This window comes from uncultured Roseovarius sp. (assembly GCF_913054395.1).
Taxonomy (GTDB): domain Bacteria; phylum Pseudomonadota; class Alphaproteobacteria; order Rhodobacterales; family Rhodobacteraceae; genus Roseovarius.
In genome coordinates, this window is record NZ_CAJXIP010000077.1 from 1 (window position 1) to 16,664 (window position 16,664).

17 protein-coding genes are annotated in these 16,664 nt (G+C 62.3%); 13 read left to right on the forward strand and 4 right to left on the reverse strand.

Annotated features, from left to right (window positions below; all coding sequences use genetic code 11):
* The first annotated feature begins 239 nt into the window (after window positions 1–239).
* Together QZ522_RS11600 and QZ522_RS11605 are read left to right on the forward strand one after the other, a co-directional pair.
* Complete coding sequence (locus QZ522_RS11600) at window positions 240–734, forward strand: hypothetical protein (protein ID WP_294611431.1); 495 nt, start codon at window positions 240–242, stop codon at window positions 732–734.
* Window positions 735–814: 80 nt separating this feature from the next.
* Window positions 815–1,309: a hypothetical protein gene (locus QZ522_RS11605; RefSeq protein ID WP_294611434.1), complete on the forward strand. Its 495-nt coding sequence runs from the start codon at window positions 815–817 to the stop codon at window positions 1,307–1,309.
* An 82-nt stretch (window positions 1,310–1,391) separates the two neighbouring features.
* Here the strand turns inward: QZ522_RS11605 and QZ522_RS11610 are convergent, their stop codons facing one another.
* Window positions 1,392–2,123, reverse strand: coding sequence for an NAD(P)-binding domain-containing protein (locus QZ522_RS11610; protein WP_294611437.1), 732 nt, complete (start codon window positions 2,121–2,123; stop codon window positions 1,392–1,394).
* Between the two features lie 262 nt (window positions 2,124–2,385).
* Here QZ522_RS11610 and QZ522_RS11615 point away from each other — a divergent pair, with 262 nt between their 5' ends.
* The 6 genes from QZ522_RS11615 (at window position 2,386) to QZ522_RS11640 (ending at window position 8,544) form a co-directional block, all read left to right on the forward strand.
* Window positions 2,386–3,519 carry an ABC transporter substrate-binding protein gene (locus QZ522_RS11615; RefSeq protein ID WP_294611440.1) on the forward strand — a complete coding sequence of 378 codons (1,134 nt, stop codon included), beginning with the start codon at window positions 2,386–2,388 and terminating at the stop codon, window positions 3,517–3,519.
* Between the two features lie 48 nt (window positions 3,520–3,567).
* The gene (locus QZ522_RS11620) at window positions 3,568–4,485 is read left to right on the forward strand and encodes a branched-chain amino acid ABC transporter permease (protein ID WP_294611442.1); all 918 of its coding nucleotides are present in this window, start codon (window positions 3,568–3,570) and stop codon (window positions 4,483–4,485) included.
* Window position 4,486: 1 nt separating this feature from the next.
* Window positions 4,487–5,470, forward strand: coding sequence for a branched-chain amino acid ABC transporter permease (locus tag QZ522_RS11625; protein WP_294611444.1), 984 nt, complete (start codon window positions 4,487–4,489; stop codon window positions 5,468–5,470).
* Complete coding sequence (locus QZ522_RS11630) at window positions 5,463–6,218, forward strand: ABC transporter ATP-binding protein (protein WP_294611447.1); 756 nt, start codon at window positions 5,463–5,465, stop codon at window positions 6,216–6,218. Before QZ522_RS11625 ends, QZ522_RS11630 begins: the two co-directional genes overlap by 8 nt.
* Window positions 6,215–6,904, forward strand: coding sequence for an ABC transporter ATP-binding protein (locus QZ522_RS11635; RefSeq protein WP_294611450.1), 690 nt, complete (start codon window positions 6,215–6,217; stop codon window positions 6,902–6,904). Before QZ522_RS11630 ends, QZ522_RS11635 begins: the two co-directional genes overlap by 4 nt.
* A 107-nt stretch (window positions 6,905–7,011) precedes the next feature.
* Complete coding sequence (locus tag QZ522_RS11640; protein ID WP_294611453.1) at window positions 7,012–8,544, forward strand: 4-hydroxyphenylacetate 3-hydroxylase N-terminal domain-containing protein; 1,533 nt, start codon at window positions 7,012–7,014, stop codon at window positions 8,542–8,544.
* A gap of 12 nt (window positions 8,545–8,556) precedes the next feature.
* Here the strand turns inward: QZ522_RS11640 and eda are convergent, their stop codons facing one another.
* Both eda and edd read right to left on the reverse strand, forming a co-directional pair.
* Window positions 8,557–9,210 carry a bifunctional 4-hydroxy-2-oxoglutarate aldolase/2-dehydro-3-deoxy-phosphogluconate aldolase gene (gene eda, locus QZ522_RS11645; RefSeq protein WP_294611456.1) on the reverse strand — a complete coding sequence of 218 codons (654 nt, stop codon included), beginning with the start codon at window positions 9,208–9,210 and terminating at the stop codon, window positions 8,557–8,559.
* Between the two features lie 3 nt (window positions 9,211–9,213).
* The gene (gene edd, locus QZ522_RS11650; protein ID WP_294611459.1) at window positions 9,214–11,022 is read right to left on the reverse strand and encodes a phosphogluconate dehydratase; all 1,809 of its coding nucleotides are present in this window, start codon (window positions 11,020–11,022) and stop codon (window positions 9,214–9,216) included.
* Between the two features lie 240 nt (window positions 11,023–11,262).
* Here edd and phnC point away from each other — a divergent pair, with 240 nt between their 5' ends.
* The 5 genes from phnC (at window position 11,263) to QZ522_RS11675 (ending at window position 15,922) form a co-directional block, all read left to right on the forward strand.
* Window positions 11,263–12,084 carry a phosphonate ABC transporter ATP-binding protein gene (phnC, locus tag QZ522_RS11655; protein WP_294611462.1) on the forward strand — a complete coding sequence of 274 codons (822 nt, stop codon included), beginning with the start codon at window positions 11,263–11,265 and terminating at the stop codon, window positions 12,082–12,084.
* Between the two features lie 63 nt (window positions 12,085–12,147).
* Entirely contained in the window at window positions 12,148–13,059 is a 912-nt protein-coding gene (gene phnD / locus QZ522_RS11660; protein WP_294611465.1) for a phosphonate ABC transporter substrate-binding protein, read from the forward strand.
* 69 nt (window positions 13,060–13,128) lie between these two features.
* On the forward strand, window positions 13,129–14,013 hold the full coding sequence (gene phnE, locus QZ522_RS11665) for a phosphonate ABC transporter, permease protein PhnE (RefSeq protein WP_294611468.1): 885 nt from the start codon (window positions 13,129–13,131) through the stop codon (window positions 14,011–14,013).
* Entirely contained in the window at window positions 14,010–15,308 is a 1,299-nt protein-coding gene (gene phnE, locus QZ522_RS11670; RefSeq protein WP_294611471.1) for a phosphonate ABC transporter, permease protein PhnE, read from the forward strand. The genes phnE (QZ522_RS11665) and phnE (QZ522_RS11670) overlap by 4 nt, the downstream gene beginning before the upstream one ends.
* Window positions 15,308–15,922 carry a chloramphenicol acetyltransferase gene (locus QZ522_RS11675; RefSeq protein ID WP_294611474.1) on the forward strand — a complete coding sequence of 205 codons (615 nt, stop codon included), beginning with the start codon at window positions 15,308–15,310 and terminating at the stop codon, window positions 15,920–15,922. Before phnE (QZ522_RS11670) ends, QZ522_RS11675 begins: the two co-directional genes overlap by 1 nt.
* A gap of 210 nt (window positions 15,923–16,132) precedes the next feature.
* Here the strand turns inward: QZ522_RS11675 and QZ522_RS11680 are convergent.
* A partial coding sequence (locus QZ522_RS11680) for a DUF6236 family protein (RefSeq protein WP_294611477.1) occupies window positions 16,133–16,664 on the reverse strand: 532 nt, incomplete at its 5' end.

Below are 16,664 nucleotides of genomic sequence, written 5' to 3' on the forward strand. Positions count from 1 at the left end.
TTTTTCGCAAAGGGTCAGGCCGGTGTGTGGCGCGACGACCTCACGCCGCAACAGGTGGGCCGCATCCGCGAGGCGTTCCTGCCGACGCTGGAACGGTGGTACCCGGAGATGCTCAAGGAAACCGCCGAGTTTGCCGCTCACGGCTGATCACACCTCTGTGTGACGCCCCGTGCGGGCTGGATATCGGCGCCGAATTTCGGTGTTCTTCAGGATAAACGATTATCCAGAAGGACAGATTCATGAAATATTCCCTGGCCCTGCTTGTCGGTCTTTTGTCGGCCTGCACAAGCACCAGCAACGTCACCACCCGCGCCTTGCTTGGGCCTGATCCGGTGGTGTTCGAAGGGCGCTATGATTCCGGCGGTGGCATTGCCGTTGCGACGGATATCCGGGAACATAACGGGAAAACAATGGTTTGCGGCGTCTGGTCACAAAGCGATGATCAGGCCTCTATCACGAGGGGCGCAAAGACCGAGGTCCTTGGGGCGGGGTCGATCAATCTTGAGGGCAAGGCGCTTATGCGCGGTCTTGGCAGGCTAAACGAGGTGGCAGACGCGGCGGATTATGGTGGTGCCCCGGCAAGTTGCATCTTGACCGATCGAGACTGGAAGAGGGGCGATGAAGGGCTGCGCCCAACGGTGCGTTTTCCGCGCAAGGAGATCTATATCGACGCCGAGGACGTCGGCAGCGATATGGTGCGTTTTGCGCCGGTTGTACCCGGAAACGGCGGCTGAGGCGGCAATCGGGGTGGCATTGATCCGCAACCTTGCTATCTATCGGATGAGAGAAGTCATTCAGCCAAGGGGTTCGCGCTATGAAACACGTCCTGATCCTGTCCGTCGGCCTGCTCGCAGCATGCAGCACCACAACCGGGACCGCCACCGCGCGGCTTGGCGCCGACCCTGTGGTTTCGGGTGGCACCTATAGCAGCGGCGGCGGCATCACCGTTGCGGTCGATGTTCGGGAATCCAACGGCAAAACAATGGTTTGCGGTGTCTGGGCACAAAGCCGCGCGCAATCCGTCCTGACCAAGGGCGTCGAACCGCGGGTCCTTGGATCGGGCTCTGTTTCGCTTGGCGATGCGGTGTTGGTGCGCGGGTTGTCGTTCATGCCGGAGATCGCCCCGGCAGCCGATTACGTGGCAAGCGAGGCGCGCTGCGTCGTCAGCGATCACCCCTGGCAAGCCGGTGACGGTGCCCGCCGCCCGCGCATAAGTATCCCCGGACAGGTCGTGTATAAAGAGGGCGATGATCTGGGCCACTTTACGGTCACGTTCCGCCAGACCGGGCCGGGGGCAGGCGACAGTTAGGGCCCGCTTTTCGCCTTTCCGGGCCAGCCGTTGCGCGCACGCTTTGCCCCCTAGCGATCCCCTCGCGGTGTGTGCCGGGGTCCTAGTCGCCGCGCTCCAGCCGGTTCAGGCCTTCGGCTAGACCGTCCCCCATGCCTGCGGCGTCCATATGCTGGCGCAGGCGCTGGTTATAGCCGCCGGGTGTGTTGAGCGCATCCAGAAGCGGGCCGCAGGGGCCGCTGAGCAGGCTGCTGCCTACCAGCGCCCGCAGGAACGCCTCGCCCTGATCGCGATCCGCACCCCGTGTGGCAAGCCAATCGGCGCTTTGCCCGACCAACCGGACGGCGGGCGACAGGACCGCCTGTGCGCAAAGATAGGCATCAAGCTCTGCCGCGTCGCGCAGGGCAAACACCTGATTTTCAGGCGCGAACAATTCGGTGATCAGGCCGGTATCGCCCATCGCCAGAATGGGCGAGCCGCCCTGCGCGATCCCCGGAAACGGCAGCATGATGGCCGCGCCGCGGGCCGGGGCAACCAGCGGTGCAAGCGCCTCAAGCGAACATCCGGCCATGAAGGAAATCACCTGTTGGCCCGCGCGAAATGCCAGGCGCGACAGGATGTCGGGCGCGGCCTCGGCGATCAGGCCGATGAAAATCGTGTCGCTTCGGTCAATGACTGTCTGATTATCGGCGATGCTGACACATTCGAACTCGGCGGCAAGGCGGGTGGCATGGGCTGTGCTGCGCTCGGAGACGGTGATCTGGTGACCGGCCCTGGCAATGCCGCGCACGGTGGCCGATGCTATGGTTCCGGTGCCTATAAAACCAAGTCGCATGTGAAAGGCCTTTCATCAGGTGCCGCGCGTCGGGCGAGAGTGGTCACGGGACATAGCGAACAGGAAAGGCCGATGAAAGTAAAATGAAATCCGCGCGCCTTTTATTGCCGCCAGAGTGCAGGCGAAGCGCGCAGACATCTGGACCTTTGGGCAAAGCTGTGGGATGCAATGACAGTTGTCCGGGACAGCACGGGGCTGGCCCGATGGGGGACAGGATAAAACAGGGCGGGGTAAACCGGCCCGCATCAAGGGAGACGATGATATGAAATTGAAAACACTTGCCATGGCCGGCGTGCTTGGCATGGCGGCCTGCGCGGCGCAGGCTGACATCAAGGTTGGCATGATCACCACGCTTTCGGGCGGCGGGGCAGGCCTTGGGATTGACGTGCGCGACGGCTTCATGCTTGCGCTGGAACAATCCGGGCGCTCTGATATCGAGGTGATCATCGAGGATGATCAGCGCAAGCCTGATATCGCCGTGCAACTGGCCGACAAGATGATCCAGTCGGACAAGGTCGACGTGATGACCGGGATCATCTGGTCCAACCTCGCCATGGCGGTGGTGCCCGGTGCGGTGGCGCAGGGCAAGTTCTACCTTTCGCCCAATGCCGGGCCCTCGGCGCTTGCGGGTAAGGGCTGTAACAAGAATTATTTCAACGTCGCCTGGCAGAATGACAACCTGCACGAAGGCGCCGGCGCCTATGCAAGCGATGCGGGCTATAAGAGCGCGTTCATCCTTGCGCCGAACTATCCGGCCGGGCAGGACGCGCTGACCGGGTTCAAGCGGTTCTTCAAGGGCGATCTTGCCGGTGAGATCTATACCCAGTTGGGCCAGACCGATTATGCGGCTGAAATCGCGCAAATCCGTGCCAGCGGCGCTGATAGCGTGTTTTTCTTTCTGCCCGGCGGCATGGGGATTTCCTTCCTCAAGCAATATGCCGATTCAGGTGTCGGCCTTCCGGTCGTCGGCCCCGCCTTCAGCTTTGACCAGGGGATTTTGCAGGCCGTTGGCGATGCCGCGCTTGGGGTGATCAACACAAGCCAGTGGAACAAGGATATCGACAATCCGACCAATGCCGGTTTTGTCGCCAGTTTCAGCGCGAAGTACGACCGTCTTCCCTCGCTCTACGCAAGCCAGGGCTTTGACACTGCCAATCTGTTGATCAGCGCGCTCGAAAGCGCCGACATCAACGATCAGGATGCGTTCCGCGCAGCGCTGGAAGCGGCCGATTTCAATAGCACGCGCGGCGAGTTTGCCTTTGGGCCGAACCACCATCCGATCCAGAACATCTATGTGCGTGAAGTGATCAAGGAAGGAGATATCTATACCAACAAGATCATCGGCACGGCCCTGACTCAGCACGGCGATGCCTACGCGGCAGAGTGCAAGATGTAAGACCACTGGCCGGGCCTTTTATCGGGCCCGGCCGATGAGCGCGCGCAGATGTCCCTGATCCTATTTACAGAGCAGATGCTGAACGGGCTTCAGTTCGGCGTCATGCTGTTTTTGATGGCGGCCGGCCTGACGCTTATCTTTGGCGTCATGGGCCTTATCAATCTTGCGCATGGCTCGCTTTACATGGTCGGGGCCTTTGCCGCCGCCTGGGTCGCGGGGGCGAGCGGATCGTTTCTATTGGCGCTGATGGCCAGCCTTGCGGCGGCGGCGGCGGCGGGCGCTTTGATCGAGTTGACGGTGATCCGGCGGCTTTATGCGCGCGACCACCTTGATCAGGTGCTGGCGACCTTCGCGCTTATCCTGATCTTTTCCGAGGGCACGCGGTGGGCGTTTGGCTCGTTCCCGCTGTTTCTTGATATTCCGCCGCTTCTTTCGGGGCCCGTGACCCTTCCGGGGGGCATCGAGTATCCGCTTTACCGGTTGACGATCATTCTTGTCGGCCTGACCGTGGCGGCGGCGCTTTTTGCACTGATCGCGCGCACGCGCATCGGTATTCAGATCCGTGCCGGGGAAAGCGACCGCGAGATGATCGCGGCGCTTGGCGTCAATATTTCGGCGCTCTACACCCTTGTTTTCGCCCTTGGTGCGGCCCTTGCGGGGCTGGCGGGCGCGTTGATCGGGGCCATTCAATCGGTGCAGGTCGGCATGGGAGAACCGGTGCTGATCCTGGCCTTTGTGGTTATCGTGATCGGCGGCATCGGCTCGATCAAGGGCGCGCTGGTGGGGGCGATCCTTGTCGGGCTGACCGATACGCTTGGGCGGATATTGCTGCCTGCGTTCTTTTCCCAGTTCATGGCGCCACAGGCGGCCAATTCTGTCGGTTCGTCGCTTGCCTCGATGGCGATTTACATCCTGATGGCCGTCGTGCTTGTGGTGCGCCCCGGCGGCCTGTTTGGAAAGGCCTGAGATGCGCCGTGAACCCCTTCTGAACGGCGCGGTCTTTCTCGGCCTGCTGGCCCTCGTGCTCTGGGCATGGGCGGTGGACGAGCCGTTTACCATCACGCTGGCGACACGGGTGGCCATTCTGGCGCTGGCCGGGGTGGGCCTTAACCTTGCGCTTGGGCTTGGCGGGCTTGTCAGCCTTGGCCATGCGGTGTTCTTCGGCATCGGCGGCTATGCGATGGGTATCCTCGCCAGCCACGCCCAAAGTTACAGCCCGCTGATCGAATGGCCGGTGCTGATCGAGGGCACGAAGTCCATGCCGGTGATCTGGCTGGTGGCGATGAGTGCAAGCGGACTTGCGGCGCTGGCGATCGGCGCGCTCAGCCTGCGCACCTCGGGGGTGTATTTCATCATGATCACACTCGCCTTTGGCCAGATGTTTTACTATTTCGCCATAAGCTGGCCCGCCTATGGCGGCGAGGACGGTTTGTCGATCTATGTCCGAAACGGGTTTCCGGGGCTCAATACGCTCGACCCGATCCAGTTTTTCGCGATCTGTTACGTGATCCTCGGGCTGGCGCTCTGGCTGTTTTCGCGGCTGTCGCGTTCGGCCTTCGGGCTGGCCCTTGGTGCGGCGCGCCAGAATGCCGAGCGGGTGATGGCGGTGGGAATCGCGCCCTATCGGTTGCGGCTTGTGGCCTTTACCCTTTCGGGGGTGATCACCGGGCTTGCAGGAGCGCTTTTCGCCGATCTCAACCGCTTTGTCAGCCCGACCATGTTCAGCTGGCAGACCAGCGGCGAGATCATGGTGTTCGTTATCCTCGGCGGGGTGGCGCGGCTGTTTGGGCCGGTCATTGGCGCAGCAGTGTTTATCCTTTTGGAACATATGCTTGGGGGCCTAAGTGAATTCTGGCACATCTACCTTGGCGCGGTGCTTTTGGGGGTCGTTCTGTTCGCGCGTGGCGGCATCATCGGCCTGATTGCGGGACGCGAGGTACACCATGACTAGCCCGCTTCTGGATATCCGGGGCATCAGCAAATCCTTCGGTGCGATCAAGGCCTCCGAGGATGTGTCGCTGACTTTGGAATGTGGTGAAATTCATGCCCTTATTGGTCCGAACGGGGCCGGAAAATCAACGTTAATCAAGCAGATAGCGGGCAATCTTGAGCCCGATAGCGGCCGCATCCGGTTTGATGGGCACGATGTCACAGCGCTTGACACCGTGGCGCGTGCGCGCGCCGGACTTGGGCGGACCTTTCAGATCTCCTCGCTGGCGATGGAGATGAGCGTGCTGCAAAACGCCGTGCTTGGCGCCTTGGGGCGTCGCGGGCGCGTGATGCGCTTTTTCCGCGATGTGATGCGCGACGCGGCCTTGTTGGAGGTTGCGCGCGAGGCCCTGGATGAGGTCGGGCTGGGCGCGGTCGCAGGCACGCGGGTGGCGGACCTTTCGCATGGGCAACGCCGTCAGCTTGAGGTCGCCGTCGCCCTGACGCAATCGCCCAAGGCGTTCCTGATGGACGAACCCATGGCCGGGCTTGGCGGTGAAGGCACGGCACGGCTCACGGTGTTTCTGGATCGCTTGCGCCACCGCGCGCCGATCCTGTTGGTCGAGCATGACATGGATGCGGTCTTTGCGCTGGCCGACCGGATCAGCGTGCTGGTCTATGGCCGCATCATCGCCACCGGCACACCCGAGGCGATCCGCCGCGACCCGCAGGTGCGCGAGGCCTATCTTGGCGATGAGGCGCTGTCATGAGCCTGTTGCAGCTGTCCAATGTCACGGCCTTTTACGGCCCCGCGCAGGCGCTTTTCGACGTCAGCCTTGACCTTGAAGAGGGTGAGGTTCTGGCGCTGATGGGGCGCAACGGGATGGGCAAGACGACGACCATCAAGGTGATATTCCGCCTGCTCGCGCACCAAAGCGGACAGGTGATGTTCGACGGGCGCGATCTTGGGCCGCTGCCAAGCCACCGTGCGGCGCGTGCGGGGCTTGGGCTTGTGCCCGAGGGGCGGCGCTGTTTTGCCAACCTGACGGTGCGCGAGAACCTGATCGCGGCGGCGCGGCCGGGGCCTTGGGATCTGGCGGGGGTACAGCGGTTTTTTCCCCGGTTGGGCGAGCGGACCGATCAGAATGCCGCCTCGCTTTCGGGAGGCGAGCAGCAGATGCTGGCGATCGGGCGCGCGCTTATGACCAATCCGCGCGTTCTTGTGCTTGATGAGGCGACAGAGGGGCTTGCCCCGGTGGTGCGTCAGGAAATCTGGGGCGCGATTGCGCGGCTCAAGTCCGAAACCGGGTTGTCGCTGATCGTGGTGGACAAATCCCTGCGCGAGTTGGCCGGGGTGGCGGATCGCGCGGTAATCCTTGAAAAGGGGCGCTCGGTCTGGAGCGGCGCCTTTGGCGGGCTGACGCCCGAGATCAGGGATCGCTATCTGGGCGTTTAGGTGAAATCGAACAGTGTTCGATTAATACCTTGACCGGAAAAACCCGACAGTGTTTGACTTGAGGCAGCCCCAAGCCCAACCCAGCCCCAAGCCCGAGGAGAGCCCCGATGTTGATGACTGCCGAGGACTATCGCGAAAGCCTGCGCGCCTATAGCCCGCGGGTGTTCATCAACGGCAAGCGCGTGGAAAGCGTCGCCGATGAGCCGCTGTTGCGCCCCGGCATCAACGGCGTGGGCGTGACCTATGATTTCGCCCATCAGCCTGCCACCGAACGGCTTTTGACCGCGACGCAGGGCAGTTCCGGCAAGCGTGTGAACCGGATGCTGCATATCAACGAGACCTCGCAGGACCTCTTGACCAAGCTTGAAGCGGTGCGCGCGGTCTGCAAGGTGTCGGGCTGCGCGCAGCGCTACCTGAGCCATGATGCCCTGAACGGGATATTTCAATCGACGGCCCTGACGGATGCCAATCACGGCACCGAGTATCACCAGCGGTTCATGGCCTATCTGCACGAGGTGCAGGACCGTGATTTGACGCTTGGGGTGGCGATGACCGATGCCAAGGGCGATCGCTCGCGGCGCCCCGGCCAACAGGACAACCGCGATGTCTATGTGCATATCAAAGAGCGTCGCCCCGACGGGATCGTGATCCGGGGCACCAAGGCGATTGTCACCGGCGCGCCCTATATGCACGAATTTCTGGTGATGCCGTGCCGCACGCATCTGCCCGAGGATGCCGATTTTGCGGTCTGTTGTGCGGTGCCGGTTGATGCCGAGGGGATCACCATCGTCTCGAAACCCGCCGGGCGTCCGAACGAGGCGGCGGCGAAGTTTTCCGCCACCTATGGTCAGGCCACCGGCGTGGTGATCTTTGACGATGTGTTCGTGCCCCACGAAAGGGTGTTTCAGGCCGGCGAGGTCGCGGAGGGCGGGTTCATGACCACCTCTTACGCCACCCATCACCGCCATTCCTGCATCGCCGCGCGCGCCGGGTTTGGCGATCTTCTGATCGGGGCGGGGGCGATGATGGTCAAGGCCAACGGGCTTGACCCGGACCGCCACGGCCATATCCGCGATGCGATGGTCGATCTGATCACCATCACCGAAAGCTTTTATGCCTGCGGCGTTGCGGCCTCGGTCTATTGCAAGGATGATCCGGCGGGCTCGGTCATGCCCGATCCGGTTTTTTCCAACGTGGGCAAGTTGTTGCTGGCGACCAAGATCTACGACATGCACAAGGCGGCGCATTATGTGTCGGGCGGTCTGATCGTGGCGCTGCCCGGCCCGGACGAGGATCACAACCCCGAAACCCGCGCCTCGCTAGAGGCGGTGCTTGGCGGGCGCGGCGATGTGCCGATGGACCGGCGCATGGAAATCTCGCGCTTCCTTGAGGATCTGACCGTGTCGCATACGGCGGGGTGGTATTCGCTTATCTCGCTGCATGGCGGCGGTTCGCCCGAGGCGATGAAGCGTGAAATCTGGCGCAATTACCCGGTCGAGGACAATGTCGACCTGGTCTCGCAACTGATTGATCGCGGGGTTTATGACATGGGACAGAAGGTGTCGAAACAGCCGGGCCGCTGTTGTGCCAAGGGCTGCGAGGTGCCCGAGCCGCTATTGCCCGGTGAGGCCGCCGAATAGGGCACCTGCCGATCAGGTTTGGTGGTCAAGGTTTGCGGCGGCGCGGGCCAAGGCCTCGATCTCGTCCCAGCGTCCGTCCTCGACAAGCGCCTGTGGCGCAACCCAGCTTCCGCCGACGCAAAGCACGTTATCAAGGCGCAGATAGCTTGCCGCAGTTTCGGCGCTGATGCCGCCGGTGGGGCAGAATGTGATCTGGGGCAGGGGCGCGCCGATGGCCTTGAGGGCGGGCGCACCGCCCGAGGCCTCGGCGGGAAAGAACTTTAGCATGTCATAGCCGCGCGCCAGCAAATTCATGGCCTCGGTTGCCGTTGCCGCGCCCGGCAAAAGCGGCAGGTTTTCGGCCTCGCAGGCGCCGAGCAAGGCATCGGTGGCACCGGGCGAGACGCCAAAACCGGCCCCGGCCTCTTTCGCGGCGCGCACGTCCTCTGGCGTGATCAGGGTGCCCGCGCCCACATGCCCGCCGGGCACCTCGGCCATTTCGCGGATCGCGTCAAGCGCGGCCGGGGTGCGCAGGGTCACCTCAAGCGCGGGCAGGCCGCCCGCGATCAGCGCCTCGGCCAGGGGGCGGGCGTGGCGCGCGTCATGGATCACCAGCACCGGCACGATGGGGGCCAGCCCGCAAATCTCGCGGGTGCGGCGGCTGGCATGCATGGGGGAAAGGGTCATGGGTCAGCCTCCGAAAATGCTGGCGCCGCTATCGGCGGCGCCGACGGTCTGGCGGAAGGTGGCAAAAAGCTCGCGTCCGAGGCCGGTCTGATGCGCGCTCAGGTCGGCGGTGGCGGCGGGGCGTTCGGCGATGCCCGGCGTTACAACCTCAAGCGTGCCCTGCACCGCATCGACCCGCAGGATATCGCCGTCGCGCAGCCGCGCGATCGCGCCGCCATCTACCGCCTCGGGGCAGACATGGATCGCGGCGGGCACCTTGCCCGAGGCCCCCGACATGCGCCCGTCAGTGACCAGCGCCACCTTTTGCCCGCGTCCCTGAAGGATCGACAGAAGCGGGGTCAGGCTGTGCAGTTCCGGCATGCCGTTGGCGCGCGGTCCCTGAAAGCGCACAACGACCACGAGATCGCCGGTTAGCGTACCGGCCTTGAAGGCGGCTTTGACGTCGTCCTGATCGGCAAAGACGCGCACCGGGGCCTCGATCACGCGATGCTCGGGGGCGACGGCAGAGACCTTCATCACCGCCGTGCCAAGCGATCCGGCAAGACGCACAAGCCCGCCCGAGGCCTGAAACGGGTCGGAAACTGGGCGCAGGATCTTGTCGTTCAGGCTTTGGGCGGCGCCTTCGGTCCAGGTCAGGGTGTCAGAGATCAGCCTTGGCTCTTGCGTATAAAGCCCCAGACCGCCCCCCGCGACGGTTCTTGTGTCGGGATGGAGCAGGCCTGCGGCAAGCAGTTCCCCGATCATGTAGCCCAGACCGCCCGCCGCGTGGAAATGGTTCACATCGGCCAGGCCGTTGGGATAAATCCGCGCCATCAGCGGGGTCACGCCGGACAGGTCCGAGAAATCTTGCCAGTCAAGGACAATCCCCCCGGCGCGCGCCATGGCGATGAGATGGATCAAAAGGTTCGTCGACCCGCCCGTGGCATTGAGCCCGACAATCCCGTTCACGAAGGCACGCTCGTCAAGGATGTCACAGACCGGGGTATAGCTTTGCCCGAGGGCAGAAAGCGACAGCGCGCGCCGCGCCCCCTCGCAGGTGAGGGCATCGCGCAACGCGGTGTTGGGGGTGACAAAGCTTGCCCCCGGAAGATGCAGGCCCATGAACTCCATCAGCATCTGGTTGGTATTGGCGGTGCCATAAAAGGTACAGGTGCCGGGGCCATGATAGGCGGCCATCTCGGCCTTCATCAGGGCGTCGCGTCCGACCTCGCCGGTGGCAAATTGCTGGCGGACCTTGGCCTTGGCATCGTTTGAAAGCCCGCTTTCCATCGGCCCCGCCGGAAGGAAGACTGCCGGAAGGTGGCCAAAGGCCTGCGCGGCGATCACGAGGCCCGGCACGATCTTGTCGCAGACCCCGAGGAATACGGCGGCGTCAAAGGTGGCGTGGCTAAGCGCGACCGAGGCCGCAAGCGCGATCACGTCGCGCGAAAACAGCGAGAGTTCCATGCCCGCTTCGCCCTGGGTGACGCCATCGCACATCGCCGGAACGCCGCCAGCCACCTGTGCGGTCCCACCGATCCCGCGCAGGGCGTCGCGGATAAGGCCCGGATAGCGTTCAAACGGCTGATGCGCCGAAAGCATGTCGTTATAGGCGGTGACGATGCCAAGATTGCCTGCGGTCGTGGTGGCAAGCCGATCCTTGTCGGCCCCCGAGGCGGCATAGGCATGTGCCTGTCCGCTGCATGACAGATGCGCGCGTGCCGGTCCCCTGGCCCTGGCTTCCGCCATCCGCTCAAGATAGGGCGCGCGGGTGGCGCGGCTTCGAGTGATGATGCGGTCGGTGACGCGCGCGATGGTCGGGTGAAGTGTCATCTGTCCCGCCCCTCCGTGCCACGGCGCATGCGGTTCCTTGTCATGTGGACTGTTATCATCTTCCCACCATCCTCTGCGATAAGATAGCGCTAACATCCGGGCGCGCCAAATGCAATCCGGGGCAGGGCGGCGTCTTTTCTGCCTGTTGTCGGTCTTTGATGCTGTCACAAAACTTTTGTGCGCCGGACACAAATATGAATCCGACGGCCACTACCCCTGCCGCCAAACAAGGGGTTTTCAATGCTGAGCTTTGATAAGGTCACCAAGTCTTTCGGCGCCAATACGGCGGTTCAGGCGGCAAGCTTTACGGTCGACAGGCCGATGATGATCGGCATCATCGGGCGGTCGGGTGCGGGGAAATCCACCTTGCTGCGGATTCTCAACCGCCTGACCGATGCCACCACGGGCGCGATCACCTTCGAGGGCATGAATGTCACCGCGCTGCGCGGCAGTGCCAAGCGGAACTGGCAGGCACAATGCGCTATGATCTTTCAACAGTTCAACCTCGTGCCGCGGATGGATGTGGTCTCGAACGTGCTGCATGGCACGCTGAACCGGCGCTCGACGCTGACGAGCATGTTCAACCTCTTTCCCGATGCCGACATCACCCGCGCAATTGATATCCTTGATCGTCTCGGTATCGCCGAACACGCGCCCAAGCGCGCCGAGGCCCTGTCGGGAGGTCAGCAACAGCGTGTCGCCATTGCCCGCGCCCTGATGCAGGATCCGCGCCTTATCCTGGCGGATGAACCGATTGCCTCGCTTGATCCGATGAATGCGCAGGTGGTGATGCAATCGCTGCGTGACATCCATGAACAGGACGGTCGCACGGTGATCGCCAACTTGCACACGCTGGATACGGCGCGGCAGTTTTGCGACCGGGTCATCGGCATGCGCGATGGCCGGATCGTGTTTGACGGCACGCCGGAACAGCTGACCACCGGGGTGGCCCGCGACATCTATGGCGCGGATGCAAGCTTTAGCGAAGCGGCCACCTCGACCCGGATAGAGACCCTCGGAACGACCAGGCCAAGGCGGCCAGAGCCCGCCGAGGCCCTGTGAATTTTTGATCGACCCCCGTGCCCCGACCTCCGGGGCCACACAAAAGAAGAAGAGAGACAGACGATGAGAACCCTTACAGCAGCCCTTCTTGCAACATCCGCGCTGGCCGGTGCGGCGATGGCCGATGGCCAGCCGATCACAGAATTCCGCATCGGTATCCTTGGCGGTGAAAACGCTCAGGACCGGATGAACTCGAACGAATGCCTGCGCGCCTATACCGAGAAGGAGCTGGGCGTCGAGACCAAGCTTTTTGCCCCGGCCGATTACAACGGCGTCATTCAGGGCCTGCTGGGCGGCACGCTTGACATGGCCTGGCTCGGGGCCTCGGGCTATGCGGCCGTTTACATCCAGGACCCCGAGGCCGTTGAGCCGGTGTTGGTGAAGGTCAATGTTGACGGGTCCATCGGGTATCACTCGATCGGTTTCGCGCGCGCAGACAGCGGCATTGCCAAGCTTGAAGACGTGAAGGGCAAGGTCTTTGGTTTCGGCGATCCGAACTCGACCTCGGGCTACCTGATCCCCTCGATCGAAATCCCGCAGTACGGCGAGGGTATCACCATGGAATCGGGCAAGTATTTTGGCGAGGTCAAATTCACCGGCGGTCACGAGCAGACCATCGTCGCGGTCAATAACGGCGATATCGACGCGGGTGTGACCTGGGCCGATGGTCAGGGCAACTGGGAAGACGGCTATAACTCGGGGGCGCTGCGCAAGGCCGTTGATTCCGGACTGGTGGATATGAACGACCTGGTCGAAATCTGGCGCTCCAAGCCGATCCCCGAAGGCCCCGTCGTTCTGCGCAGTGACCTGCCTTCGGATGTCAAAGCCAAGATGACCGCCCTTGTTGACGGGCTTCACGAGGCCGACCCGGCCTGTGCTTATGGTGTCGCAGCGGGCGAAAGTCTTGGCTTCGATCCGATCGGCCACGAGGCCTATGTCTCGATCGTCGAAGCCCGCAAGGCAAAATCGAATTAATCAAGGCCATTTCAAACGGTCTGCTGGCTCCGGATTTATTCGGGGCCAGTAATTTTCAAAGGGGCACACATGACGGATATCGCAGGCAGCGCCACGCGCGTCGCCGACATTCAAGCCGCCTATCTGGCGCAGGCGCGATCAAAGCGGGTGATGAATCTGATCCTGATCGTGATCTTCGCGGCGCTTCTGATAGCGGGGTTTCGCACCGCGGATCGGCGCAATGCCGGCGGGTTCTGGGATGGCTTGCCCAATATTCTGGATTTCCCGGCGGATGTGATCGGCGAGGCGATAGAGCGCGCGCATCTTCTGCCCGGATATCTGATCAAATACCTGCCCTCGCTGATCGAGACCATCAATATCGCGGGGGCCTCGACATTGCTTGGGGCGATGGCCGGGCTGGTGATGTCGCTTTTGGTGACACGTGGCCTTGGGCCGGTGCCCTGGCTGGTCGGGCCGCTGCGCCGTGTGCTTGATATCCTGAGAGCGGTGCCCGAGATCGTGATCGCGCTGGTGCTGATCTTCATGCTTGGCGGCGGCCCGGTGCCGGCGATGATCGCCATCGCGCTGCACACGACCGGGGCCCTCGGCAAGCTGTTCTCGGAGGTCAATGAAAACGCCTCGCTCAGGCCGGTCGAAGGGCTAGCCTCGGTTGGTGCGACCTGGACACAGCGGATGTTGCTTGGCGTGGTGCCGCAGGTGGCGCCGAATTACCTGAGCTATGCGCTGTTGCGGTTCGAGATCAACATCCGCGCCTCGGCGATCCTTGGCTTCGTCGGCGCGGGCGGCATCGGCTATGATCTACGCAACACCATGAGCTGGGGCGCGGGCAAATTCGACGAGGCGGCGGCGATCTTTCTGCTGCTGTTCCTGTCCATCGTCGCGGTCGACCAGATGTCTAGCATCCTTCGGCACCGTCTGACCCATGGTGCCAAACCCGGAGAGATCCACCGATGAGCGCGCAAGCCCTTCACCAACAGACCCGCCGGAATTTCAACCGCAAGCGGCTTATGTCTTTTGCCTTGCCGGGGCTTGTCCTTGGGTATTTCGCCTATATTTTCATGGCTTTCGACATGGCCGGACTTGGCGTGCGGGTCAATCTTGAGAACGCAAGAACGCTTGTGTCGGACGCCTATAGCTACAAGACCCATGTGACGCAGGACAATCGCACCGGCGCGGTCGAGATCGCGATCGAGGGCGAGCGCAAGGGCGCCTATGCCCCCGGCACCGCCCCCGGATGGGTGCGCCTTGGCGAGACAAGCGAGATTGACCTTGGCGGCGGCCATGTCGTGACCTTCGGGGGTCGCGTCACCTATGACGTGCCGGGCTATGGCCTTGTCATGGCAGAGCCGGGGGCAGGGGGCGTGAACGCCAGCCTGCCCGATGGTGCGCTGCCCGATTTCATCAGCCTCTCGAAAAACCGGCTTATGGTGAAGACCGATGCCGGGCGCCTGACCGTCACCCGCAACCGGGCCGAGGTGTTCAAATACTCTCTCGGCTGGGAATTGTTCTTTTTCACCCTCGACAGCCCCTACCACGGCATGTCCCCCGGCGCGCTTTTCAAGGCGGCGGTCAATGGCGAGGCGGGCGCGATCTGGCAGGGGTTTGTCGGCAACAAGATGTGGCGTCACGGAGATGTGGGCTGGGCGCTGCTCGAAACGGTGCTGATGGCGTTTCTGGGCACCTGCGGGGCCGCGATCATCGCACTGCCGCTGGGGTTTCTGGCGGCGCGGAATTTCACGCCCCTCGGCGGGCTTCGTTTCGCGGCGCGGCGGATGTTTGATTTCCTGCGCGGGGTTGATGGGTTGATCTGGACGATCGTTCTCAGCCGCGCGTTCGGGCCGGGGCCGCTTACCGGATCGCTGGCGATCCTGCTGACGGATACGGGATCGTTCGGCAAGATGTTCTCGGAGGCGTTGGAAAACGTCGATGCGCGGCAGGTCGAAGGGATCACCGCGACAGGGGCCCGACCGTTGCAGCGCTATCGCTTTGGGGTCATCGTGCAGATCACGCCGGTCCTGCTCAGTCAGGTGCTGTACTACCTGGAATCCAACACCCGCTCAGCGACGATCATCGGCGCGATCACAGGTGGCGGCATCGGCCTTCTGCTGACGCAGGCGATCAACACCCAGAAGGACTGGGAAGAGGTGAGCTATTACATCGTGCTGATCATTCTGATGGTCATGCTCATGGATAGCGTTTCGGGATGGCTGCGACGCAAGCTGATCAAGGGCAACGGGGGCGGGCACTGATGACGCGACTAAGGGCCGAGACCCCGTTCATTCACCCCGATTGCGAGATGTCGGATGCCAGTTTCGGGCGCTATGTCGAGATCGGGCGCGGGACACGGCTGGCGCAGTGTCACTTTGACGATTACGCCTATTGCGACCGTTACGCCGATATTGCCAATGCCAGCGTGGGCAAGTTCGCGAATATCGCCGCCTTTGTGCGGATCGGCGCCACCGATCACCCGATGGACAAGGCGAGTTTGCATCATTTTCACTATCGTGCGGCCGATTACTTTGAGGATGCCGCGGATGATGCCGACTGGTTCGCGCATCGCCGTTCGCGCCGGGCCGTGATCGGACATGACACATGGCTTGGCCATGGCGCACAGGTGCGCCCCGAGGTCAGCATCGGCCATGGTGCCGTTGTCGCAGGCGGGGCGATCGTGACCAGGGATGTGCCGCCCTACATGATCGTCGCGGGCATTCCTGCCGTGCCGCTGCGCGCGCGCTTTAGGCCGCAGGTGGCCGACCGGCTCATGGCCCTGGCCTGGTGGGACTGGCCGCACGATGCCCTGCGGAGCGCGCTTGAGGATTTCCGTACCCTGAGTGCAGAGGCCTTCCTTGAACGCTATGCGTGAGCATTCTCGCCATGGGGCATTGTCCGAATTCGTCGATTTTTATGGATGCTGCATTCAGTCTTGATGGCGGGATTTGGAAGGTTTCGACGACTTCCCGAAAGCCGCCGTTCAGGGCACAGGCAGCGAATGCAGGGTGAGGGCGCACAGTACCAGTTTTCTGTCGTGCAGCGAATGTCAGCTAGCGCTTGAACCACTCATTGAGAGCAAGTCTTAGAGCTTTCTAATGCTGTACAAATAACTCATAGCAGCCGACTTTGAATTAACTGAGAGCACACTTGGACGCATATCTATGGAAGCGCGGATCGCTGCCAAACCGGACAAACTCAATGTCTCTGGAGGGATGTTGGTTGTCTGCGAAGCCACAAATGCAGCGGCAAGGGCGGCAGCAGTTGCAGGGTCGAATGTAAATGTAAGTTTGAAGGTTTTAACGACCCTTCTTCCCCACGATTCTTCGCTGACTTTGGCCAAATTTTCCGTAGAGGATTGGATTTTCCGCCTCAGTACAGAAGACGCATCCGCTCGACAAAGTATTGCGGGGTCTGACCCCAGTTCATACAGCTGATCCCAAAAGGCGTCATATTCAGCACGCCTCTTTTCCTTGAACTCTTTTACCTCCTCTAACGGAATGCCACGAGATGGCAGGAAGATAAGGTCTTTGAAATCTATGGATAAACAAAGGTTCATCTCGGGCATTTGCGCTGCAAAGTGATCGGCAACAACAACGTCTGTAGGTGCTATACCC

Excerpts from the sequence above, each read along its gene's own strand:
- eda (WP_294611456.1), bottom strand. The coding sequence starts at position 9,210 with ATGACCCTTTCCCCCATGCATGCCAGCCGCCGCACCCGCGAGATTTGC.
- QZ522_RS11635 (WP_294611450.1), top strand. The coding sequence starts at position 6,215 with ATGAGCCTGTTGCAGCTGTCCAATGTCACGGCCTTTTACGGCCCCGCG.
- phnE (WP_294611471.1), top strand. The coding sequence starts at position 14,010 with ATGAGCGCGCAAGCCCTTCACCAACAGACCCGCCGGAATTTCAACCGC.
- QZ522_RS11610 (WP_294611437.1), bottom strand. The coding sequence starts at position 2,123 with ATGCGACTTGGTTTTATAGGCACCGGAACCATAGCATCGGCCACCGTG.
- QZ522_RS11625 (WP_294611444.1), top strand. The coding sequence starts at position 4,487 with ATGCGCCGTGAACCCCTTCTGAACGGCGCGGTCTTTCTCGGCCTGCTG.
- QZ522_RS11630 (WP_294611447.1), top strand. The coding sequence starts at position 5,463 with ATGACTAGCCCGCTTCTGGATATCCGGGGCATCAGCAAATCCTTCGGT.
- QZ522_RS11640 (WP_294611453.1), top strand. The coding sequence starts at position 7,012 with ATGTTGATGACTGCCGAGGACTATCGCGAAAGCCTGCGCGCCTATAGC.
- phnD (WP_294611465.1), top strand. The coding sequence starts at position 12,148 with ATGAGAACCCTTACAGCAGCCCTTCTTGCAACATCCGCGCTGGCCGGT.
- edd (WP_294611459.1), bottom strand. The coding sequence starts at position 11,022 with ATGACACTTCACCCGACCATCGCGCGCGTCACCGACCGCATCATCACT.
- QZ522_RS11605 (WP_294611434.1), top strand. The coding sequence starts at position 815 with ATGAAACACGTCCTGATCCTGTCCGTCGGCCTGCTCGCAGCATGCAGC.
- phnE (WP_294611468.1), top strand. The coding sequence starts at position 13,129 with ATGACGGATATCGCAGGCAGCGCCACGCGCGTCGCCGACATTCAAGCC.
- QZ522_RS11620 (WP_294611442.1), top strand. The coding sequence starts at position 3,568 with ATGTCCCTGATCCTATTTACAGAGCAGATGCTGAACGGGCTTCAGTTC.
- phnC (WP_294611462.1), top strand. The coding sequence starts at position 11,263 with ATGCTGAGCTTTGATAAGGTCACCAAGTCTTTCGGCGCCAATACGGCG.
- QZ522_RS11600 (WP_294611431.1), top strand. The coding sequence starts at position 240 with ATGAAATATTCCCTGGCCCTGCTTGTCGGTCTTTTGTCGGCCTGCACA.
- QZ522_RS11675 (WP_294611474.1), top strand. The coding sequence starts at position 15,308 with ATGACGCGACTAAGGGCCGAGACCCCGTTCATTCACCCCGATTGCGAG.
- QZ522_RS11615 (WP_294611440.1), top strand. The coding sequence starts at position 2,386 with ATGAAATTGAAAACACTTGCCATGGCCGGCGTGCTTGGCATGGCGGCC.